This window comes from Streptomyces caatingaensis, from assembly GCF_001187435.1.
Taxonomy (GTDB): domain Bacteria; phylum Actinomycetota; class Actinomycetes; order Streptomycetales; family Streptomycetaceae; genus Streptomyces; species Streptomyces caatingaensis.
In genome coordinates, this window is record NZ_LFXA01000009.1 from 652,138 (window position 1) to 669,893 (window position 17,756).

General features: G+C 73.5%; 15 protein-coding genes, 2 pseudogenes and 1 riboswitch. Of the genes and pseudogenes, 10 read left to right on the plus strand and 7 right to left on the minus strand.

The genetic code is table 11. From position 1 onward, the window contains the following. The first annotated feature begins 102 nt into the window (after window positions 1-102). The 7 genes and pseudogenes from AC230_RS16190 (at window position 103) to AC230_RS16220 (ending at window position 7,097) form a co-directional block, all read left to right on the plus strand. Window positions 103-1,442: pseudogene (locus tag AC230_RS16190) on the plus strand (HD-GYP domain-containing protein). Continuing rightward, on the plus strand, window positions 1,439-2,662 hold the full coding sequence (locus tag AC230_RS16195) for an HD-GYP domain-containing protein (protein WP_049716867.1): 1,224 nt from the start codon (window positions 1,439-1,441) through the stop codon (window positions 2,660-2,662). The pseudogene AC230_RS16190 and the gene AC230_RS16195 overlap by 4 nt, the downstream one beginning before the upstream one ends. A gap of 131 nt (window positions 2,663-2,793) precedes the next feature. Continuing rightward, on the plus strand, window positions 2,794-2,976 hold the full coding sequence (locus AC230_RS16200; protein WP_049716868.1) for a hypothetical protein: 183 nt from the start codon (window positions 2,794-2,796) through the stop codon (window positions 2,974-2,976). Continuing rightward, a complete protein-coding gene (locus AC230_RS16205; RefSeq protein WP_049716869.1) occupies window positions 2,973-3,959 on the plus strand; it encodes a tetratricopeptide repeat protein in 987 nt (328 codons plus the stop codon). The genes AC230_RS16200 and AC230_RS16205 overlap by 4 nt, the downstream gene beginning before the upstream one ends. A gap of 89 nt (window positions 3,960-4,048) precedes the next feature. Beyond that, entirely contained in the window at window positions 4,049-4,678 is a 630-nt protein-coding gene (gene def, locus AC230_RS16210) for a peptide deformylase (protein WP_049716870.1), read from the plus strand. Window positions 4,679-4,974: 296 nt separating this feature from the next. Next, window positions 4,975-5,592 (plus strand): carbonic anhydrase, encoded by a 618-nt coding sequence (locus AC230_RS16215; protein ID WP_049717061.1) that lies wholly within the window; start codon window positions 4,975-4,977, stop codon window positions 5,590-5,592. Between the two features lie 35 nt (window positions 5,593-5,627). Then, on the plus strand, window positions 5,628-7,097 hold the full coding sequence (locus AC230_RS16220; RefSeq protein WP_049716871.1) for a SulP family inorganic anion transporter: 1,470 nt from the start codon (window positions 5,628-5,630) through the stop codon (window positions 7,095-7,097). A 70-nt stretch (window positions 7,098-7,167) separates the two neighbouring features. On the opposite strand, the gene AC230_RS16225 is transcribed toward AC230_RS16220, so the two are convergent. The 3 genes from AC230_RS16225 to AC230_RS16235 form a co-directional block, all read right to left on the minus strand. Then, window positions 7,168-7,524, minus strand: a complete 357-nt coding sequence (locus AC230_RS16225; protein ID WP_049716872.1) for a YciI family protein — start codon at window positions 7,522-7,524, stop codon at window positions 7,168-7,170. Between the two features lie 116 nt (window positions 7,525-7,640). Continuing rightward, a complete protein-coding gene (locus tag AC230_RS16230) occupies window positions 7,641-8,669 on the minus strand; it encodes a ribonucleotide-diphosphate reductase subunit beta (RefSeq protein WP_049716873.1) in 1,029 nt (342 codons plus the stop codon). After that, a complete protein-coding gene (locus tag AC230_RS16235; RefSeq protein WP_049716874.1) occupies window positions 8,669-11,050 on the minus strand; it encodes a ribonucleoside-diphosphate reductase subunit alpha in 2,382 nt (793 codons plus the stop codon). Before AC230_RS16235 ends, AC230_RS16230 begins: the two co-directional genes overlap by 1 nt. A gap of 174 nt (window positions 11,051-11,224) precedes the next feature. Further along, window positions 11,225-11,324: riboswitch (adenosylcobalamin-variant (AdoCbl-variant) riboswitch) on the minus strand. Between the two features lie 202 nt (window positions 11,325-11,526). Here AC230_RS16235 and AC230_RS16240 point away from each other — a divergent pair. Beyond that, on the plus strand, window positions 11,527-11,982 hold the full coding sequence (locus AC230_RS16240; protein WP_241833237.1) for a hypothetical protein: 456 nt from the start codon (window positions 11,527-11,529) through the stop codon (window positions 11,980-11,982). 65 nt (window positions 11,983-12,047) lie between these two features. Here AC230_RS16240 and mctP read toward each other — a convergent pair whose 3' ends face one another. The 3 genes from mctP to AC230_RS16255 form a co-directional block, all read right to left on the minus strand. Then, entirely contained in the window at window positions 12,048-13,673 is a 1,626-nt protein-coding gene (gene mctP / locus AC230_RS16245; RefSeq protein WP_049716875.1) for a monocarboxylate uptake permease MctP, read from the minus strand. Further along, window positions 13,670-13,930, minus strand: a complete 261-nt coding sequence (locus AC230_RS16250; RefSeq protein ID WP_049716876.1) for a DUF3311 domain-containing protein — start codon at window positions 13,928-13,930, stop codon at window positions 13,670-13,672. Before AC230_RS16250 ends, mctP begins: the two co-directional genes overlap by 4 nt. Window positions 13,931-14,133: 203 nt before the next feature. After that, complete coding sequence (locus tag AC230_RS16255; protein WP_049716877.1) at window positions 14,134-14,529, minus strand: peptidase inhibitor family I36 protein; 396 nt, start codon at window positions 14,527-14,529, stop codon at window positions 14,134-14,136. Window positions 14,530-14,765: 236 nt separating this feature from the next. On the opposite strand from AC230_RS16255, the gene AC230_RS16260 reads away from it, so the two are divergent. After that, complete coding sequence (locus tag AC230_RS16260; protein ID WP_049716878.1) at window positions 14,766-15,419, plus strand: HAD family hydrolase; 654 nt, start codon at window positions 14,766-14,768, stop codon at window positions 15,417-15,419. Here AC230_RS16260 and AC230_RS16265 read toward each other — a convergent pair. Beyond that, a pseudogene (locus AC230_RS16265) lies at window positions 15,334-16,894 on the minus strand (MFS transporter). The gene AC230_RS16260 and the pseudogene AC230_RS16265 overlap by 86 nt on opposite strands. On the opposite strand from AC230_RS16265, the gene AC230_RS16270 reads away from it, so the two are divergent. Further along, on the plus strand, window positions 16,806-17,753 hold the full coding sequence (locus tag AC230_RS16270) for a helix-turn-helix transcriptional regulator (RefSeq protein WP_241833239.1): 948 nt from the start codon (window positions 16,806-16,808) through the stop codon (window positions 17,751-17,753). The pseudogene AC230_RS16265 and the gene AC230_RS16270 overlap by 89 nt on opposite strands. The last annotated feature ends 3 nt before the right edge of the window (window positions 17,754-17,756 follow it).

Sequence of the window (17,756 nt, forward strand, 5' to 3'; positions counted from 1 at the left end):
CACCCGAACGGACGGCGGTTCGGGCGGATGCGGCCGACGCGGACCGTCCGTGACCCTATTCTCCCCATCCCGACAGCGAGCTCCGGATGGGGAGGACATGCCATGGAGGCAGTTCCGGCGGCCGCGCGCGGCTGGATCGCGTGCGCCGTGGCCGCCGCGGCCGTGTGCGACGCACCCGCCCTGTGGGCCGGCCGGACCGTCGACTGGCCGGCCGTGGCCCTGCTCGCCGCCGTCCTGGTCGCGGCGGAACGGCTGCCCCTGAGCTCCCCCGCGCTGCCGGTGCTGCTGACCGGCGCCCTGCTCCTGCCGCCGGCCGCCGCCGGGCTGGCCGCGGTCCCCGGCGCCCTCGCCGGCCCGCCCGGGGACAGCGCTCCCCGGGGGCCGGCGTGGCTGCGCCGGCTGTGGCACGCCGCGCTGTACTCGCTCGCCGCCACCTGCGCCGCCGGGGTCTTCGCCGCCGCCCGCCGGCTGCTGCCGGCCGGCCCGCCGGGGCGCTGCCCGCCGCGCTCGCCGCCGCCCTGGCCCTGGCCGCCGTCGTCGCCGTCCTCGACGCCGGGGTGCGCGGCGCCCGGCCCGGACCCTGGCCCGCCGCCCTGGCCCCGGCGTTCGTCCACGGCACGACCGCGCTGCTCGCGGCCGTCCTGTGGCGGAGCGTCTACGGACCGCCGGCCGCGCTGCTGGTCCTGCTGCCCGTCGCCCTCTCGCCGCGGCTGCTCGACCGCCTCCGCCGCGACCGGGCCGACCGCCGGGCCGCGGTGCACGCGCTGGTGCGGGCGGTGGACCTCAAGGACCACTACACCTGCGGCCACGGCGAACGCGTCGGCCGGGCCGCCGTGATGATCGGCCGCGAACTGGGGGTGGGCGGCGAGCGGCTGGAGGCCCTGCGCGTCGCCGGCGTCCTGCACGACCTCGGCAAACTCGGCGTCCCCACCCGGCTGTTGCGCAAGACCGGCCTGCTCACCGCCGAGGAGCGGCGCATCGTCCAGCGCCACCCCGAGTACGGGCACGAGCTGGTGCGCGGCATCGGCTTCCCCGGCGAGGCCCGGGAGGCGATCCTCCACCACCACGAGCGCATGGACGGCACCGGCTACCCCCACGGCCTGACGGGGCATCAGATCCCCGAGGCGGCCCGGATCGTGGCCGTCGCCGACGCGTTCGACGCGATGACCTCCACCCGCACCTACAGCCGCGCCCGCCCGGTCCCCGCCGCCCTCGCGGAGCTGCGCCGCTGCGCCGGTTCCCACTTCGACCCGCGCATGGTCGCGGCGCTGGCGCGGGCGATCGCCCGGGAGGGCTGGCAGACGGTGGACGGGACGCGGGAAACCGCAGTTCCGGACTGCGGAAACGTCCCTCCTGATCACGGTCCGGGCGCCCGGACCGCACCCCGCCCGGAAGCCGCACCCCGCCCGGAGGCCGCGCCTCTCCCGGGGGGCGACCGATGAGCCTGGCCCGCGCCGTGCACCTGGCCGCGGCCGCCGGCGCGCTGCTCGCCCTGGCCTGGACCGTGCGGCACGGCCTCGCCCAGCCCGGCACCGCCGCCGCCTACGGCGCGCTGATCGCCCTCGGCGAGGCGCTGCGCCACCGCCCGGGCGCGCCCGGCGACGACCGCGAGGCCGCCCCCGTCGCCGCCGCCGGATCGCTGGCCTACGCCCTCCTCGGCGAGGTCGGCGGCGCCCCGGCCACCCACGGCGTGCCGCAGGTGGTCGCCGTGGTGCTCGGCGCGACGCTGGCCGGGGCCGCGGGACGCCCGCCGGCCCCGGACCGGCTCGCGCGCCGCATGGCGGGCACCGCCCTGGCCGCCCTGTGCTTCCAGCCGCTGCACCGCGCCGGGCCGTGCCCGTACTACGTCCTGTCGCTGCTGCTCCTGCTCGCGCTGACGGCCGTCTCCGACGCCGTCCTGGCCGCCGCGCTGGCCCGCTCCCGGGCCGGCGGCCGCTACGCCGCGGCGCTCCGCACCGAGCTGCGCGCCCTGCCCGGCATCGGTCCCGCGGTCTGCGCGACCGGCGTCACCGCCGCCCTCGCGCCGTCCGTCGCCGGGCTGTGGGTGCTGCCGCTGTGCTGCCTCCCGCTGCTGGTCGTCCAGGTCTCCGCGCGCCGCCGCGGCGCCGCCCGGCGCACCTGCGCGCGGACCGCCGCCTCGCTGGCCCGCGCGACCGAGCTCGCCGGATGCACCCCCGCGGGTCACGCGGTGCGCGTAGCCGAGCTCAGCCGTGCCGTCGGCCGTGAGCTCGGCATGACGGAGGCGGGCCTCGGCGTCGTCGAGTACGCGGCCCTCATGCACGACGTGGGCCAGCTCTCGCTCCTCGACCCCGTGCCGGCCGGGGCCACCGAGCCGCTGCCGCCCGAGGAGCGGCGGCGCCTCGCCCGGCTGGGCGGCGCGGTGGCCCGGCTGGCCCCGCTGGAGGGCGTGGACGCCGCCGAGGTCGCGGCCGCCGTGGAACGCCAGGCCGACCCGTACCGGGAGCAGCCGCTCGCCGCCCGCGTGGTGCGCACCGTCAACGCCTACGAGGACCTGGCCTGCGGGACGGGCCACGGCCCGGCGGCCGCCCTGGGGCTGCTGCGCCGGGCCGTGGCCGCGGGGAGCCTCGACCACGAGCCGCGGGTGGTGGAGGCGCTCGCGCGGGTGCTCGCGCGGGACGCGCCGGGGCGGACGGAGGTGTGAGACGCCCGGCGCCCCGCGGGCGGCCCGGCCAACCCATGGGTAATGAGCGGGCGTCCGACGGGGCATGGTTGGATGCGAAGAGAAGAAGAGCGACGAAGGGCATGACGAGAACGCGGGAACCGGGGGGTGTCATGAGCGCTGTCGCGGACGTCAGGTCGTGGTGGGCGCGGCTCCCCGAGGAGACGACCCGGCTCACGGGCGGGGTCGTGAGCAAGGAGTGGCGGGCCGCCGTCAGGGAGGACGGCGCCGGCCACCTGGGCCATCCGGCGTGGGTGCACGCGGGACGTCGAGAAACCAGCAGGCGGACATCGTGAGGATCTTCGGCAGGGTGCGGCACCGGCCTTCCCCGTCGTGGCGGCAGGCCACCGACCGTGCCTTCACTCTCATCGGCGACGGCCGGTACGAGGACGCCGGCGCGCTGCTGACGCGCGCCGCCGACATGGAGCCGTGGCTGTCCGAGTCGTGGTTCAACCTCGCGCTGCTGCACAAGTTCCGGCACGACTGGGAGCAGGCCCGCGCCGCGGGGCTGCGGGCGGTGGCGCTGCTGGACCGCGAGGCGGGCGCGCCCGACTGGTGGAACGTGGGCATCGCCGCCACCGCGCTCCAGGACTGGCCGCTGGCCCGGCGGGCCTGGCAGGCGTACGGGCTGCGGGTGCCCGGCGAGGGCGGCCCGGCCGGTGAGCCGGCCGGCATGGAGCTGGGCAGCGCGGCCGTGCGGCTCTCGCCGGAGGGCGAGGCCGAGGTGGTCTGGGGCCGGCGGCTGGACCCGGCGCGCATGGAGGTGCTGTCGATCCCGCTGCCGTCGTCCGGGCGGCGCTGGGGCGAGGTCGTGCTGCACGACGGCGTCCCGCACGGCGAGCGGGTGACCGCGGCCGGGCCGTCCTACCCGGTCTTCGACGAGATCGAGCTGTGGGCGCCGTCCCCGGTGCCGACCTGGGTCGTCCTCCTGGAGGCCGCCACCGAGGCCGACCGGGACGCGCTGGAGCGGCTGGCCGCCGACGCGGGGTTCGCCGCCGAGGACTGGTCGTCGTCGGTGCGGCTGCTGTGCCGCACGTGTTCGGAGAGCCGGATGCCCAGCGACGAGGGCGACGGCGAGCACCTGGACCCGCACGACCACAGCGAGCCCGGCCACCCCGGCCCGCTCGGCCACCGCACGGCCGGCTCCGGGCTGCTGTGGGTGCCCGAGCGCGAGTGCGGCATCGCCGCCCCCGCCGGGCTGGTGCGCGGCCTGCTGGACGGCTGGGTCGCGGACAGCCCCGACACCCGCGAGTGGCGCGATCTGGAAGAGGTCTGCTGAGGGCCCCGCGGCGCCCCCTTACCCTGGAGTGGCCCTGCGGATCCAGGGACGATATGGCATTCGGGTTGTGAGAGAGGCTTACGGCGGTCATGGCGCAGCAAGACACCGACCAGTCGGTGAACGACGAGTTCATCGTGGACACCGAGGACTGCGAGGCGCGCGAGGCCGCGCACCGTGAGCGCGGCACCTCCCGTCCGATCACCGTCTACGGCAACCCGGTCCTGCACCGGGAGTGCCGGGACGTGACGGAGTTCGACGACAAGCTGGCCCAGCTGATCGACGACATGTTCGCCAGCCAGCGCACCGCCGAGGGCGTCGGCCTGGCGGCCAACCAGATCGGTGTGGACCTGAAGGTGTTCGTCTACGACTGCATGGACGACGAGGGCGTCCGGCACGTGGGCCACATCTGCAACCCGGTCCTGGACGACCTGCCGGCCGACCGCCGGGTGCTCGACGACTCCAACGAGGGCTGTCTGTCGGTCCCGACCGCCTACGCCGAGCTGGCCCGCCCCGACTACGCGGTGGTGCGCGGGGTGGACATGCAGGGCAACCCGATCGCGATCCGGGGCACGGGCTACTTCGCGCGCTGCCTCCAGCACGAGACGGACCACCTCTACGGCCGCCTCTACATCGACCGCCTCTCCAAGCGCGACCGCAAGGACGCCCTGCGGCAGATGGCCGAGGGCACCCCGCGCTACCCCGTCGTCGCCAACGACTGACGGCCCGCGACCGCCGGAACGGCCGGTCCGCCCGCACTCCCCGGAGGCGTCGGCGGACCGGCCGTTTCGCTTCCGGAAAAGCGTGGGGAAGACTGCTCCACGGAATTCCCCCATCCAGGGAAAGAGGGGAATTCAGGGGTGACGGATTCGAGGAAAAGAAACGTTTCGTGTCCGGTTTGGGGGAGTAATTCCAGGGTTCACAGAGCGGTAATGCGTCGGTAAAGTGATGGCCTCCCGCGGTGGTGCAGAATGCCGCGCAGGACGCCGACCGTGCCCCGACCACGAGGCAGGCCATCATGCGAACACTCGTCGCCCACGCCCGCTCCTTCGCCTCCACCCTCGCCGCCGATCCCGAGCGCGCCCGGCGCCTGAGGGCCCTGGAGGCGGGCCAGTCCCCCGAAGTCCTCTTCATATCCTGCGCCGATTCCCGCGTCGTTCCCTCGCTCATCACCGGCGCCCGTCCGGGAGAACTCTTCGAACTGCGCACCGCGGGCAACATCGTCCCCGAATACCGCAGTGACCGCCCCACCGGCGAGGCCGCCACCGTCGAATTCGCCGTCGGCGTGCTCGAAGTCCGCGACATCGTCGTCTGCGGCCACTCCCACTGCGGCGCGATCGGCGCCGTCGTCCGCGGCGACGACCTCTCCGCCGTGCCGGCCGTGCGGGGCTGGCTCGACCACGCCGTGCCGCCCGGGGCCCCGGCCCGCACGGCCCGCCCCGGAGCGCCCGACCTGGCGGAGGCGGTGCAGCGGCACACCGTCGCCCAGCTGGAGACCCTGCGCTCCTACCCCTGCGTCCGCGAGCGCCTCGACAGCGGCCGGCTCGCCCTGCACGCCTGGTACTACGAGGTCCACACCGGCCTCGTCAGCGCCTACCGCCCCGACGACGGCGCCCTGCCGTTCCGCCCCCTGTGAACCGTCCGGCAGCGACAGACAAGGGACCTTCCACCGTGCTCTCCGCCCTGAAACGACCGGACACGCTCCGTCAGGACGTCCTCGCCTCGCTCGTCGTCTTCCTCGTGGCCCTGCCGTTGTGCGTCGGCGTGGCCGTGGCCTCCGGTGTGCCCGCCGAACTCGGCCTGATCACCGGCATCGTGGGCGGCCTCGTCGTCGGCTCGCTCCCCGGCAGCACCTTCCAGGTCAGCGGCCCGGCCGCGGGCCTGACGGTGCTGGTGCTCGAAGCCGTGCGGGAGTTCGGCCTCGGCATGCTCGGCGTCCTCGTGCTGTGCACCGGCCTGCTCCAACTCGCCCTGGGGCTCCTGCGGTTCGGCCGCTGGTTCCGGGCCATCTCCGTCTCGGTCGTGCACGGCATGCTGGCCGGCATCGGACTCGTCCTGGTCTTCGGCCAGTTGTACACGATGGCCGGCGTCCCGCAGCCGCGCGCCGGTCTCGACAAGCTGGCCGGCCTCCCCGGGCTGCTCGGGGACGTCCTCGACGGCGGCCCGCCCGCGACCGCCTGCGCGGTCGGTGCCGGCACCGTCGCCGTGCTCGTCCTGTGGCCACGGCTCCCGGCGCGGGCCCGGCTCGTCCCCGCGCCGCTGGCCGCCGTCGCCCTGGCCACGGCCGTGACCTGGGCGGCCGGCCTGGACCTCCCCCACGTCCAGGTGCGCGGTCTGTCCGGCGTGATCGACCTGCCGGAGCTGAACGACCTGGCGTCGATCAGCGGCCCGCTGCTCGGCACCGCCGTCACCTTCGCGCTCATCGCCTCCGCCGAGACGCTGTTCAGCGCCGCCGCCGTGGACCGGATGCACGACGGGCCCAAGACCCACTACGACCGGGAGCTGCTGGCCCAGGGGGTGGGCAACACGCTGTGCGGCCTGCTCGGCGCCCTGCCCATGACCGCGGTCATCGTCCGCAGCTCGGCCAACGTCCGGGCCGGCGCCCGCACCAGGCTCTCCCGTGTCCTGCACGGCGGCTGGCTGCTGGTCTTCGTCGTGGCCCTGCCGGCGGCCGTCGGGATCATCCCGCTGCCCGCGCTGGCGGGCGTGCTCGTCCACGCGGGCTGCAAGCTCATCCCCTTCGGGCAGTTCGTCCCGCTGTGGCGCCGGCACCGCGGGGAGCTGGCGATCCTGGTGACCACCGCCGTGGGCATCCTGGCGACCAGCATGTTCGAGGGCGTGCTGTTCGGCATCCTGCTGGCCGTCGTGAAGTGCGCCTGGGAGACCTCCAAGGTCCAGGTGGAGGTCCACGAGCTCACCGACGGCCGGGTCCTGGCCCGCCTCACGGGCAACGCCACCTTCCTCCGCCTGCCCCGCATGATGGAGACCCTGGAGGCGCTGCCCAAGGACCGCCCCGTCGAGCTCGACCTGACGGGGCTGCGCCACCTCGACCACGCCTGCCGCACCGCCCTGGAGAACTGGGCCGCGGGCCACCACGACGCCGGCACCGAACCGGTCCTGGTGCGCGAGGCCGTGGGCTGAGACGGAACGGCCGGGACGGTGAGGGGGGCGGCCCAGCGGTCCCCCCTCACCGTCCCGCCCCGCGGGTCCCCTACCGCGCCGGAAGGTCCTCGGGCTCGAAGACGCGGCGCAGCTCGACGACCCCGTCCCGGAACGGGATCCGCTTCGCCCAGTCGCGGGCCTCGTCCATCGACGCGACCCGGATGATCCAGTAGCCGGCCATCAACTCGCCGATCTCGGCGAACGGCCCGTCGATGACGCTGGGGACACCGCCCGCGAACACCACCCGCGCGCCCTCCGACGACGCCCACAGCCCGTCGGCGGCCAGCAGCACGCCCGCCTCGGCGAGTTCGTCGTTGTACTCGCCCATCTCGGCCATCTGCTCCGGGGTCGGCAGCACACCGGCCTCCGAGTCCTCGGTCGCCTTGACGATCATCATGACCCGCATGGGTGCCTCCTGCCGTCGTTCGGTCCTGACGGTTCCCACCTTTACCGGACCGGGAGCGACAAACGGGGAGCCCCGCCGGACCCGGTCCGGCGGGGCTCACAGGCGCGGGCGCGCGATCAGAACTCGTCGTCGAAGGCGACCGTGCCCTCGACCGCGACCTGGTACGCGGAGGCGCGGCGCTCGAAGAAGTTGGTCAGCTCCTGGACGTTCTGCAGCTCCATGAAGGAGAACGGGTTCTCCGAGCCGTACACCGGGGCGAAGCCCAGGCGCTGGAGGCGCTGGTCGGCCACGCACTGGAGGTACTCGCGCATGGACTCGGTGTTCATGCCGGGCAGGCCGTCGCCGCACAGGTCGCGGGCGAACTGGAGCTCGGCCTCGACGGCCTCCTTGAGCATGTCCGTGACCTGCTGCTGGAGTGCGTCGTCGAAGAGGTCCGGCTCCTCCTCGCGGACGGTGTCGACCACGGAGAACGCGAAGTTCATGTGCATGGTCTCGTCGCGGAACACCCAGTTGGTGCCGGTCGCCAGGCCGTGCAGCAGACCGCGCGAGCGGAACCAGTAGACGTAGGCGAACGCGCCGTAGAAGAACAGGCCCTCGATGCAGGCGGCGAAGCAGATCAGGTTGAGCAGGAAGCGGCGGCGGTCGGCCTTCGACTCCAGCCGGTCGATGTTCTCGACCGAGTCCATCCACTTGAAGCAGAACTGGGCCTTCTCGCGGATGGACGGGATGTTCTCCACCGCCGCGAACGCCTCGGCCCGGTCGTCCGGGTCGGGCAGGTAGGTGTCCAGCAGCGTCAGGTAGAACTGGACGTGCACGGCCTCCTCGAAGAGCTGCCGCGACAAGTACAGCCGCGCCTCGGGGGAGTTGATGTGCTTGTAGAGGGTGAGCACCAGGTTGTTGGCCACGATCGAGTCGCCGGTGGCGAAGAACGCGACGAGGCGGCCGATCAGGTGCTGCTCGCCCGGGGAGAGCTTGGCGAGGTCGGCGACGTCCGAGTGGAGGTCGACCTCCTCCACGGTCCAGGTGTTCTTGATCGCGTCGCGGTAGCGGTCGTAGAAGTCCGGGTACCGCATCGGGCGGAGGGTGAGCTCGAAACCGGGGTCGAGCAGGTTCTTCGTCGTCTGACGCTCGGGAGCGGTCGTCATTACTGGCATGCCTCGCAGGACTCGGGGTTTTCCAGGGAGCAGGCGATGGCGTCGGCGTCGGGGGCCGACTGCTGCACGGGGACGGTGGCGGCGGCGCCGGCCGACCGCGCGATCCGGGTCGCCGGGCGCGAACGCAGGTAGTACGTGGTCTTGATGCCCTGCTTCCAGGCGTACGCGTACATCGAGCTGAGCTTGCCGATGGTGGGCGCGGCCATGAACAGGTTGAGGGACTGGCTCTGGTCGAGGTACGGCGTGCGGGCCGCGGCCATGTCGATCAGGGCGCGCTGCGGGATCTCCCAGGCGGTGCGGTAGAGGTCGCGCACGTCCTGCGGGATCCACCGCATGTCCTGCACCGAGCCGTTGGCGTCGGTGAGCGCGTCACGCGTGGTGCGGTCCCACACGCCGAGCTTCTTCAGGTCCTCCACCAGATAGGTGTTGACCTGGAGGAACTCGCCGCTGAGCGTCTCGCGCTTGAACAGGTTGGAGACCTGCGGCTCGATGCACTCGTAGACGCCCGCGATGGACGCGATCGTCGCCGTCGGCGCGATGGCCAGCAGCAGCGAGTTGCGCATGCCGACGGCGGCGATGCGGGCCCGCAGCGCGTCCCAGCGCTCCGCCCAGGTGGGCTCGGTGTTGGGGTAGTGGTCGGGGTGCAGCACGCCGCGCGCGGTGCGGGTCGCGGACCAGGCCGGGTGCGGGCCGTGCCGCTCGGCGAGGTCGGCCGAGGCCTCGTACGCCGCGAGCATGATCCGCTCGGAGATCCGGGTGGACAGCGCCTTCGCCTCGGGGGAGTCGAAGGGCAGGCGCAGCCGGAAGAAGACGTCCTGGAGGCCCATGAGGCCCAGACCGACCGGCCGCCAGCGGGAGTTGGAGGCGCCCGCCTGCTCGGTCGGGTAGAAGTTGATGTCCACGACGCGGTCGAGGAACGTCACGGCGGTGCGGACGGTGCGGTCGAGCCGCTCCCAGTCCATCTCGCCGTCCTCGCCGAGGTGCGCGGCCAGGTTGACCGAGCCGAGGTTGCAGACCGCGGTCTCGCCGTCGTTCGTGACCTCCAGGATCTCCGTGCAGAGGTTGGAGGAGTGGACGACCTGGCCGGGCTCGGCGGTCTGGTTGGCGGTGCGGTTGGCGGCGTCCTTGAACGTCATCCAGCCGTTGCCGGTCTGCGCCAGGGTGCGCATCATCCGGGCGTAGAGCACCCGGGCCGGGATGGTCTTGACGGCCTTGCCCTCGGCCTCGTACCTCCGGTACGCGGCGTCGAACTCGTCGCCGTACAGGTCCACCAGGTCCGGGGTGTCGGCCGGGGAGAACAGCGACCAGTCGGCGTCCGCCTCGACCCGGCGCATGAACTCGTCCGGGATCCAGTGCGCGATGTTGAGGTTGTGCGTGCGGCGCGCCTCCTCACCGGTGTTGTCGCGCAGCTCCAGGAACTCCTCGATGTCCGCGTGCCACGTCTCCAGGTAGACGCAGGCCGCGCCCTTGCGCCGGCCGCCCTGGTTGACGGCGGCGACGGAGGCGTCGAGGGTGCGCAGGAACGGGACGATGCCGTTGGAGTGCCCGTTGGTGCCGCGGATCAGCGAACCGCGGGAGCGGATGCGGGAGTACGACAGGCCGATGCCGCCGGCGTGCTTCGACAGGCGCGCCACCTGGTGGTAGCGGTTGTAGATCGAGTCCAGCTCGTCCAGCGGCGAGTCCAGCAGGTAGCAGGACGACATCTGGGGGTGCCGCGTACCGGAGTTGAAGAGCGTGGGGGAGGAGGGGAGGTACGAGAGCGTGCTGGTGAGGCGGTAGAGCTCGGCGACGTCCTCCAGCGCCCGGACGCTGTGGTCTTCGGCGAGGCCGCAGGCCACGCGCAGCAGGAAGTGCTGCGGGGTCTCGATCACGTTCCGGGTGATCGGGTGGCGCAGCAGGTAGCGGCTGTGCAGGGTGCGCAGGCCGAAGTAGCCGAAGCGGTCGTCGGCGCCGTCGGCGAGGGCGGCGTCCACCAGGGCGTCCAGCCGCTCGGCGTGGGTGCGCACGAACGCGGCGGTCTCGTCGGCGATCAGGCCCTCGCGGTGGCCGGTCGCGACGGACGCGGAGAAGGAGACGGCGCCCTGCCCGGCCGCCTCCTCGGCGATGGCGAGCGTGAGGAGGCGCGCGGCGAGCCGCGAGTACTCGGGCTCCTCGCCGATCAGTCCGGCCGCGGCCTCGGTGGCCAGGGAGCGCAGCTCGGCCTCGTCCGAACCGGCGTGCCGGCCGCGCAGCGCGGCGGCGGCGACCTTGCCGGGGTCGGTGGCGGGCAGGTCCGCGGTGAGTTCCGTCAGGGTGCGCAGCAGCGCGGTCCCGGGGCCGTCGGCGGACACCGCCGCCTGCTCCGATACCGGATCGACAGGCGCGATCGTCACGTGTTGCTCTCCCTCACTCGGCTGGAGGCCGCTTGGGAGCGCAGGGGGCCGCGCGCGGGCATGCGGGGCCCCGTACGGGACGTACGGAGGCATGCGCGCAGGCGTCCACCGGCCCAACCCTCGAGGCCCGGACGTGGTCGACACCGCACGCCGGCGGCGGCCGGCGCGGGCGTACTGTCGGCAGGTCCTCGGACTGCGGCGGGGCGGTATGCGCCCACACGTACACCGTTGCGGGACAGTTCCGGATTTCCACCGGATTCCCCTGCGGCGACAGCGAGGACGAGCATACATCTAGTGGCGCGGCCCGCGCGTGCCCCCACATGTTGTGTCGTCATGTCACGAGGCGACGGCGGAGTGTGCTATCGCATGGGACCTCCTGACTTTTGTCATGGAGGACCGGTGACGGCTCTCTCTGCCGCCGGGGCCCGGCGCCCGGAAGGATCGTGGGTGTTCGGAGACGACGAGGGGCGGAGACCATGAGCGACACCATCACCGAGCCGCAGAACGGCACCGTGGACGGCCGGGGGGCCGCGCCGGCCGGTATCAAGCCGTTGCCGGTGTGGTTCTTCACCTTCGAGGGCGTCATGGGCGCCGCCTTCGACTTCCTCAAGGTGTGGGACCGGGCGTGGATGGTGCTCCTCGCCCTGGGCCTGCTGAACTTCGCCGTGGGGCTGACGGTCATGGGCCGCCGGAAGAAGCTGATGAAGGCCATGCTGAAGGACCGCCGCGCCCGGAAGGTCCTCTTCGCCCTCATCGGGGCGCGGATCGCCCTCCACCTCGTCCTGGGCGCGGCGGGCGTCGTCGTGGAGTCGGCCGCCGCCCACCTCGTCCTGGGCCTGGTGATGTCCGCGGCGACCGTCACCCTGATCTGGTTCGACCAGCGCATAGCCTTCCGCACGCTGGGCCTGACCCCGTCGGGCACCGCCGCCTGACGGCCTGGGGGAAGGAGGGAGCGGCCGGGCCGCGGGGCGGAGCGGCTCCGCGGCCCGGCCGTCCCTCAGTGCCCGCCCGGCGCCCCCGCGGTGGCCGGCGGCAGCTCGACCGCCACGTCCGGGTCGCCGGCGTCCGCCGTGTAGTCCGAGGGCCGGGTCTCGTCCCTGCCGTCCGGGGCCTTCACGGCCTTGAGGACGAGCGTCAGGACGATCACGGCGGCGACGTTCAGGGCGAAGGCGGTCAGGCCGATGTAGCCCTTCTCGCCGATGAACGGAATGAGGTTGGTGTTGCCGAAATGGTCCTGTGTGGCGCTGGGTGTCTCGTACGCCCGCCAGGTCCCGTACGCCATGCCCACCGCCCAGCCGGCCAGCAGGGCCCGGCGGTGGAACCAGCGGGTGAACAGCCCCCCGACGAGGGCGGGCACGGTCTGGAGGATCCAGATGCCGCCCAGCAGCTGGAAGTTGATGGCCACCGTCTTGTCCATGGTGAGGACGAAGACCAGCGCGCCCACCTTCACCAGCAGCGAGGCGAGTTTGGACACCTTCGCCTCGTGCTCGGGGGTCGCGTCCTTGCGCAGGAAGTCCTTGTAGATATTGCGGGTGAAGAGGTTCGCCGCGGCGATGGACATGATGGCGGCGGGCACCAGGGCGCCGATGCCGATGGCCGCGAAGGCCACCCCGGTGAACCAGTCGGGGAACATGTCGTCGAAGAGCTGCGGAATGGCGAGCTGGCCGTTCTTCACCTTGATCCCGGCCGCGACCGCCATGAATCCCAGCATGGCCAGCAGGCCGAGCATCAGCGAATAGAGCGGAAGGATCGTGGTGTTGCGGCGGATGACGTTCCGGTTCTTGCTGGAGAGCACCGCCGTCACCGAGTGCGGATAGAGGAACAGCGCCATCGCCGAGCCCAGTGCGAGCGTCGCGTAGGCCCACTGCGCGTCCGGTCCGGAGACGAGCGCGCCGCGCGGCTTTCCGGTCGCCGGATTCTTGGTGGAGAACGCCTCGCCCGCCTTCGCGAAGATCTCGTGGAATCCGCCGAGGCGGAGCGGGATGTAGATGATGGCGACCGCGATGACGATGTAGATCAGCGCGTCCTTGACGAAGGCGATGAGGGCCGGCGCCCGCAGTCCCGAGGAGTAGGTGTAGGCGGCCAGTACACCGAAGGCGATGAGCAGCGGCAGGTCCTTCATAAACCAGTTGGAACCGCCACCCACCCCCATGACGTCCAGCACCGCCTGGATGCCGACCAGTTGGAGCGCGATGTACGGCATCGTCGCGAGAATGCCGGTGAGGGCCAGGGCCAGGGAGAGCCCCTTGGACCCGAACCTGCCGCGCACGAAGTCCGAGGAGGTGACATAGCCGTGCCGGTGGGCCACCGACCACAGCCGCGGCAGGAACGTGAACACCAGCGGATAGCAGAGGATGGTGTACGGCACGGCGAAGAACCCCGCGGCCCCGCCCGCGTAGACGGCCGCCGGGACGGCGACGAAGGTGTACGCGGTGTAGAGGTCGCCGCCCAGCAGGAACCAGGTGATCCAGGTTCCGAAGGAGCGCCCGCCCAGCCCCCATTCGTCGAGGTTGTCGGCGTTCTCCGCCCGCCGCCACTTCGCCGCCATGAACCCCATGACGGTGACGGCCAGGAAGAAGAGGACGAAGACGGTCAGCGCCACACCGTTGACTCCGTGGTTCATCGCCGCGCCCCGCCCTTCCGGGCCCGCTCGGCCCGCCGCACCAGGACGTAGGCGACCGCGGTCAGCGCCGTGGATATCGGCACCCACAGCATCTGGTACCAGTAGAAGAAGGGGATGCCGATGAACTCCGGTGTCGTACGGGCGTAGGAGTCGACCCAGAGCATCGCCCCGAACGGGAGGGCGAGGCAGAGGCCCGCCACGGCCAGCGGGAGCGTCACGACAGGTCTGCGCCTGTCCTCGGAGGGTGGTTCGGACATGCGAGGGCTCCGTCCCCGTGTGGTGAGCGTGCACATGCGCGATCAACTCGCGTAATGCGCACGCAATCTAGGGGAGGGAGCCTCCGGGCGACAGCCCCTGTCCGGATATCGGTATCAAATCGTCAGGTCGCCGGGGGCGCGGGCGCGTGTGCGGCGGGGCCGGTCCGTCCCCGTCCCCCGGCCGGGGACGGACCGGCCGCGGATCAGCGGCAGTTGACCCAGCGGTTGGAGTGGATGCTGCCCGGGTGCGGGTGGCCGGCCTTCTCACCGCGCTTGTAGATCACCGACGCGCCCGAGTAGTTCTTCCCGCCGAAGACCTGGACGTCGCAGCTCTTGCCGTTGTTGAAGTACGAGCGGATGGTGCCGGCGAACGGACCGCCGAACCGCGTGAGGTCCGGGTTGTCCTTCGCCACCTTCTGCATCCGGCCGGTGAAGTTCTCGCCGCCCCAGACGCAGAGGTAGCCCTTGGGGCAGGCGCCCGCCCCCTGGACGGAGGCGCCGCTCCCGGCGGCGTACGCGGTGCCCGTGACGGTGGTGCCGGCGATGGCGAGGGTCGCGATGCCCAGGCCGAGGCGCCGGCGGATGCTGCTGGAGATCATGTCTGCTCCTGGTGGATGCGCGAAGTACGCGGGATCTGGGTGTGCGCCACGGCGTGTGCGGTGCCCCGTGGGGCCGTTGCCGTGCCGCGTGGCCACAGGTTCGGCGGCCCCCCTCCCGTCCCGCCACGGCCGGGCCGCGGGACGGGAGAACGGGGACCGCCCGCCCGTCCCGCCTGCGCGAACGGGACGTCCCCGGGGACGCCGTGGGACGCGGTCCGCGCCCGTAAGCTGCGCGCATGACACAGGAGTCCTATGACCTCGTCATCTTCGACTGCGACGGCGTCCTGGTCGACAGCGAGCGGATCGCCGTCCGGCTGGACGCCCGGATGCTGGCGGACCTCGGATGCCCCCTCACCGAGGAGGAGATCGTCGAACGGTTCCTCGGGGCGTCGGACGGCGAGCTCGTCCGCGCGGTGGAGGAACGGCTCGGACGGTCCCCGGAACCGGAGTGGTGGGAGCCCTACCGGCGGGCCTGCGAGGAGGCGTTCGAGAACGAGCTGACGCCGGTGGACGGGGTCGTCGAGGCGCTCAAGGAGATCGACCTCCCCATCTGCCTCGCCTCCAACGGCAGTCACGAGAAGATAGCCCGCAGCCTGCGCATCACCGGGCTCCACGAGCGCTTCGCGGGACGGGTGTTCAGCGCCCAGGACGTCCCCCGCGGCAAGCCCGCCCCCGACCTCTTCCTGCACGCCGCCCGGACGATGGGCGCCGCACCGGCCCGCTGCGCCGTCGTCGAGGACAGCCGCTACGGGGTGCGCGCGGCCCGCGCGGCGGGCATGCGGTCGTTCGGCTACTGCGGAGGGCTCACCCCCGCGGAGTGGCTGGCGGGCGAGGGGACGGTGGTGTTCGACGACATGCGGGCGCTGCCGGGTCTGTTGCTCGGGGAGTGACGGGCGCCGCGGGCCGCCGCTCCCGCAGCAGCGGCAGCAGCGCCAAGGACAGCCCGCACACCACCACGTCGAACACCGACGCGGCCGCCAGCCCCCGCCCGTACGCCGGCACGTCACCCCCCGGCGCCCCGCCCACCGCCCCGTAGTACAGCACCCCCACCACGGCCACCCCGACCGCGCCGCCCACCTGCTGCCCCGTGGAAAGGACACCGGACGCCGTCCCCGCCTCCGCCGGCGCGACCCGCGCCAGGACCGCGCCGATCAGCGGCGTCACCAGGAGCCCGGTGCCCGCCCCGGTGAGCGCCAGGCCCGGCAGCAGGTGCCAGGGGGACAGCGCGCCGCCCGCGAGCAGCGCCACGACGGCGTCCACCGCGTGGCCGAGGGCGCACACCACCGCGCCGTACGCCAGCGGCCGCCGCCCGGACGACCTGCCCGCCACCACGCTCGCCCCGAAGAACGCCGCCGCGAACGGCAGATACACCAGCCCCGCGCCCAGCGTGCCCACGCCCAGCCCGTCCTGGACGGTCAACGACAGCACCAGAAACGAGGAGTTGATCCCCGAGTAGACCAGCACGACGAGCACGACGCCGACGGCGAAGGGCCGTTCGCGCAGCAGCCCCGGCCGCACCAGCGGCGACCGCGCCCGCCGCTCCACCGCGGCGAAGCACGCGAACGCCCCCGCCGCCGACGCCAGGCACAGCCACGTCCACAGCGGCCAGCCGCGCTCCCGGCCCGCCACGAGCGGCACCACCAGCAGGGACAGGGCGACGGTCAGCACGGCCGCCCCGGCCAGGTCGAGCCGGCCGGCCCCCGGGGCGCGGGACTCCGGCACCAGCACGGCGGCCAGGACGCACACGGCCAGCCCCACCGGCACGTTCACCCAGAACACCGGCCGCCACGACATGCCGAAGAGGTCCGCGGGGACCAGCAGCCCGCCGAGCAGCTGGCCCGCCACCCCCGCCGCACCGATCACCGCGCCGAGCGCCCCCAGCGCCCCGCCCCGCCGGGAAGAGCACCTGGATCACCGAGAAGACCTGGGGGAACAGCAGCGCCGCGCCGAGCCCCTGCACCAGCCGGGCGGCGACCAGGGCACCGGCCCCCGGGGCCGCGGCACACGCCGCCGACGCCAGGGTGAAGACGGCGGTGCCGGTCAGGAACACCCGTCTGCGGCCCAGGAGATCACCCAGCCGGGCACCGGTGATCAGCGCGACGGCATAGGCCAGCTGGTAGCCCGCCAGGACGAGCTGGACATCGGCGTCCGACGCACGCAGGTCCCGCTGGATCGCGGGCGCGGCGACGAGGACGACGAACGTGTCCAGCACGGCCATGAAGACGCCCGTGAGCAGAACGGCCAGGGCGGGGACGGGGGATCGTGGAGTCCGTTTCATGACCACGACGCTCGCCCGCCCCGCCGGACCGCTCCAGACGGAAAATATGCTGGTGGCCGCAGTACCACCCGAGCCGGAGGACCCCATGGCGAGCACGACGGCGGACCGGGGACACCGGCGCGCCCTGGCCGCGTTCCTGCGCTCGCGCCGCGAGCGGCTGCTCCCGTCCGACGTCGGCCTGCCGGCCGGCCCGCGCCGCCGCACCCCAGGACTGCGCCGCGAGGAGGTCGCCCTGCTCTCCGGCGTCAGCGTCACCTGGTACACCTGGCTGGAGCAGGCACGCGGGATCGGCGTCAGCCGGCAGGTGCTGCACGGGCTGGCCCGGGCGCTGCTGCTGTCCCCCGCCGAGACCCGGCACCTCTTCTCGCTCGCGGGCGAGGCACCGCCCGACGGGAACCCCCCGGAGCCGCCGCGGGAAGCCGGCCCCGCCCTGCGCCGCCTGGTGGACGCCCTCGACCCCCACCCCGCCTACGTGGTGTCGCCCACCTGGGACCTGCTCGCCTGGAACCGGGCCGAGGCCGGGCTGATCGGCGACCCCGCGCGCCGGCCCGGCCCCGGGCCCAATCTGCTGCGGCGGGTGTTCCTGGACCCCGCGACGCGCGCACTGCTGGTCGACTGGCCGGGGCAGGCGCGCATGCTCCTGGAGCAGTACCGCGCGGCGGCCGACCGCCACGCGGGCGACGCGGACTTCGCCCGGCTGACGGGCGAACTCCTCGCCGGAAGTGCCGAGTTCGCTCGGTGGTGGCACACGCACGACATCGCCGAATTCCGGCCGGTCCGGCGGGAGTTCGACCATCCGCGGCTCGGGCGGCTGTCCTTCGACTACGTGAAGCTGGCCGAGCTGGACACTCCCGGTGTCACTCTCGTCTCCTGCCTGCCGGCCGACGGGGCGACGGCGCGGCGGCTGCCGGAGCTGAGCGCCCTCGGCGCGCCCTGCGGTGGATGACGC

What these genes read in the sequence shown, in the direction of transcription:
- AC230_RS16195 (WP_049716867.1), top strand. Translation starts at nt 1,439, where the DNA reads ATGAGCCTGGCCCGCGCCGTGCACCTGGCCGCGGCCGCCGGCGCGCTG.
- AC230_RS16200 (WP_049716868.1), top strand. Translation starts at nt 2,794, where the DNA reads ATGAGCGCTGTCGCGGACGTCAGGTCGTGGTGGGCGCGGCTCCCCGAG.
- def (WP_049716870.1), top strand. Translation starts at nt 4,049, where the DNA reads ATGGCGCAGCAAGACACCGACCAGTCGGTGAACGACGAGTTCATCGTG.
- AC230_RS16215 (WP_049717061.1), top strand. Translation starts at nt 4,975, where the DNA reads ATGCGAACACTCGTCGCCCACGCCCGCTCCTTCGCCTCCACCCTCGCC.
- AC230_RS16225 (WP_049716872.1), bottom strand. Translation starts at nt 7,524, where the DNA reads ATGCGGGTCATGATGATCGTCAAGGCGACCGAGGACTCGGAGGCCGGT.
- AC230_RS16230 (WP_049716873.1), bottom strand. Translation starts at nt 8,669, where the DNA reads ATGACGACCGCTCCCGAGCGTCAGACGACGAAGAACCTGCTCGACCCC.
- AC230_RS16240 (WP_241833237.1), top strand. Translation starts at nt 11,527, where the DNA reads ATGAGCGACACCATCACCGAGCCGCAGAACGGCACCGTGGACGGCCGG.
- mctP (WP_049716875.1), bottom strand. Translation starts at nt 13,673, where the DNA reads ATGAACCACGGAGTCAACGGTGTGGCGCTGACCGTCTTCGTCCTCTTC.
- AC230_RS16250 (WP_049716876.1), bottom strand. Translation starts at nt 13,930, where the DNA reads ATGTCCGAACCACCCTCCGAGGACAGGCGCAGACCTGTCGTGACGCTC.
- AC230_RS16255 (WP_049716877.1), bottom strand. Translation starts at nt 14,529, where the DNA reads ATGATCTCCAGCAGCATCCGCCGGCGCCTCGGCCTGGGCATCGCGACC.
- AC230_RS16260 (WP_049716878.1), top strand. Translation starts at nt 14,766, where the DNA reads ATGACACAGGAGTCCTATGACCTCGTCATCTTCGACTGCGACGGCGTC.
- AC230_RS16270 (WP_241833239.1), top strand. Translation starts at nt 16,806, where the DNA reads ATGACCACGACGCTCGCCCGCCCCGCCGGACCGCTCCAGACGGAAAAT.